Source organism: Pantanalinema sp., assembly GCA_036704125.1.
Classification (GTDB): Bacteria; Cyanobacteriota; Sericytochromatia; order S15B-MN24; family UBA4093; genus JAGIBK01.
Genome location: DATNQI010000038.1, coordinates 1 through 2,584, shown reverse-complemented (window position 1 = coordinate 2,584; position 2,584 = coordinate 1). Strand labels below are relative to the sequence as shown.

Sequence of the window (2,584 nt, the reverse complement as noted above, 5' to 3'; positions counted from 1 at the left end):
CGGGGCTGGCGATCGCAGTCGAGTCGCCCGGCGTCACCGTGATGACCGGCATGCTGCCGGATCAAGCCGCGCTGCACGGGGTGCTTGCGAGCGTGCGAGACCTGGGCCTCACCCTCGTCTCCATCCAGAGCGACGACGGTCTGCCGAAAGGAACCCACCCATGAGAAAAGCAGCGCCGGTCGGCGGGGCGGTGGGCCTGAGCGCAGGCTACCTCTTCATTCCGGGCGTCAGGGACTACAGCGGGGCCACCCTCGGCTTCCGCGTGACTTTCAAGGGGCATCGCAAGCGCAATGATTGATTCGAACGTCTTTCTCTCGGGCCTGTTCTGGGGCTCGCTCGTGGGGAGCCTGGTGCTGGCGCCGAGCGCGGAGGCGGCACCCGTGCCGAGCGAGCAGAAAGAGGACCCCCTGCCACTCTCCTTGGCCTATTTCGGTGAGACCGGCTATCACCCGGGCGTCGCGCTCGGCGTCGAGCGCGCGCTCTGGCAGGCCGGAGAAAGCCAGCTCTACCTCTCGGGCGGGGCCGGCGGCTACACCCATTCGCGCAGCCACAACGCCCTGTTCCTGGCCGGAGAGCTGGGCTATCGCCTTGGCCTGCCGCTCGGCCTCTCGGCGGACGTGAGCGCGGGGGCCGGGGTCATGCACGTTCGCCTCGACGGCGAGGTCTTCTCGCCCTCGGCGGCAGGGAGCGTGGACCCGGTCGGCGACGGGGGCCATGCGGCCCTGATGCCGATGGTCGGCTTCGGCCTCGGCTACGATCTCGGCCGCCTGGGCCTTCAGGGGCAGCGCGCCTTTTTCAAGCTGCAGGCCTTCGGTGAATACCCCGTCAATACCAACCTCTTGCCGCACCTGGCGGCCCAGGTCGGTCTCCAGTGGAAGTTGAGGAACTAGCCATGCCGCGTCGTCGTCTCTTGCCGCTCGCGATCGCCCTTGCGGCCCTCAGCGGCTCCCTTGCGGCCTGCGCCGCTTCCGACACCGCCTTCTTCGTGCGCAACAAGGGCGCCGACATGCCCGTCTGGGTGCGTGGCAACCTGCAATCGGGCAAGATCCTGATCTACCTGCACGGCGGTCCCGGCAGCAACGGCCTGACCACCTCGACCAAGGAGAGCTTTCGCGCCATCGAGCAGGCGTGCGGGGTCGTCTACTGGGATCAGCGGGCGTCGGGATCCTCGCGTGGCGACGCGGCCACCGACACGCTCAACCTCGCCCAGTACGTCGAGGATCTCGACGGGGTGGTCGAGACGATCAAGCGGAAGTACCCCGATCGGAAGCTGATCCTGCTCGGCCACAGCTGGGGGGGGACCCTCGGCTCCGCTTACCTCCTGGACGCGAAGCGCCAGGCCAAGGTCGCGGGGTGGATCGAGGTGGACGGTGCGCACAGCGTGGTCGAAGGCAATCGCCTCTCGTGGCAGTGGGTCAAGGAGCGCGCGGCCGAGAAGGTCGCAGGCGGCCAGGACGCCGACAAGTGGCGCAAGGTCCTCTCCTGGTACGACCAGAACCCCGTCGTGACCGTGGCGAACGATCCGGCGCACCAGGGCCACGTCGAGGAGCTCGAGGAGTCCCTGGTGCCGCCCCCCTCGAGCGGCGGCATGGCCTACGTCAACCTGGGCATGGTCAGCCCCTACGCACCCCTCGCCGGCGCGACCAACGGCCGCTATGTCATGGGGAGCTTCGTGCTGACCCAGGCCTTCCTGGACATCGACCTGACGTCCGAGCTCGGGAAGATCGGCCTGCCCTCGCTGGTCCTCTGGGGGCGCCACGACGGGCGCTTGCCAGTGGCCATGGCGGCCACGGCCTTCGATCGGCTGGGCACCCCTGCTGCCAGCAAGTCGCTGCGAATCTTTGAGCACTCGGCCCACTCGCCGCACCTCGATGAGCCCGGCGCTTTCGCCGATGCGGTGAAGGGCTTCGTCGCCGGTCTGTAAGCGGGCTGGCACCCTTCGCGGGGTGAGCCCTGCCGCGTGAAGCGAAGGGCTTACCCCGTCTTCTTCGCCGCGGGCGCGTTGACGATCCCCGCGCAAGAGTTCTTGCCGTCCTTGCGCCAGCGCACGCAGCCGTAGGCCGTCCCCGAGGGGAAGAGGCGGGTGGGGGCCTTGCAGATGGGGCAAGGCGGATTGCTCAGCGCCTCGGCGTCCATGATGAAGTCGCAGCTCTGCCGGTCGCGCGAGCAGCAGAGGTAGTCCTTCCCGTTCTTCTGGCTCGTGACGCGCCGCATGAGGGCGCCACAGCGATAGCACGGCGGGTTGTCGAACAGGGCCTGGACGTCGCCCTTCGAGGCGCCTGCCTCGGCCTTCCCCTTGCGGCCCTTTCGGGCGCCTGTTTTGGGCGAAGCGCCCGGGCGTGAGCCCGCGTGCGGCGCCACGCGCGGGCTCACGCCCGCCTGGGCGGCCGTGAGCAGCGGGGTGAATGCTTCCCAGAACGTCTTGAGAAAGCCGCGCCAGGCGTGCTTGGCCTCGGCGATGCGATCCAGCTCGGTCTCGAGCTCGGCGGTGAAGCCCTCGTTGATGACCTGGGCGAAGTGCGCGCGCAGCTCCGCGTCGAGCTTCTCGCCGCGCGGGGTGGGGGCGAGGTACTTGCGATCGGGC

The 2,584-nt window shown here is 69.2% G+C and carries 4 protein-coding genes; 3 read left to right on the top strand and 1 reads right to left on the bottom strand.

Translation table 11 applies throughout. From position 1 onward, the window contains the following. The first annotated feature begins 160 nt into the window (after window positions 1-160). Genes V6D00_06285 through V6D00_06275 form a run of 3 tightly spaced genes read left to right on the top strand, consistent with a single transcriptional unit; the run spans window position 161 to window position 1,924 of the window. Window positions 161-298, top strand: coding sequence for a hypothetical protein (locus V6D00_06285; GenBank protein ID HEY9898772.1), 138 nt, complete (start codon window positions 161-163; stop codon window positions 296-298). Further along, the gene (locus tag V6D00_06280) at window positions 291-890 is read left to right on the top strand and encodes a hypothetical protein (protein ID HEY9898771.1); all 600 of its coding nucleotides are present in this window, start codon (window positions 291-293) and stop codon (window positions 888-890) included. The genes V6D00_06285 and V6D00_06280 overlap by 8 nt, the downstream gene beginning before the upstream one ends. Window positions 891-892: 2 nt before the next feature. After that, the gene (locus V6D00_06275) at window positions 893-1,924 is read left to right on the top strand and encodes an alpha/beta hydrolase (GenBank protein ID HEY9898770.1); all 1,032 of its coding nucleotides are present in this window, start codon (window positions 893-895) and stop codon (window positions 1,922-1,924) included. A 50-nt stretch (window positions 1,925-1,974) separates the two neighbouring features. Here the strand turns inward: V6D00_06275 and V6D00_06270 are convergent. Beyond that, on the bottom strand, window positions 1,975-2,584 hold a 610-nt coding region (locus V6D00_06270), incomplete at its 5' end, for a hypothetical protein (GenBank protein ID HEY9898769.1).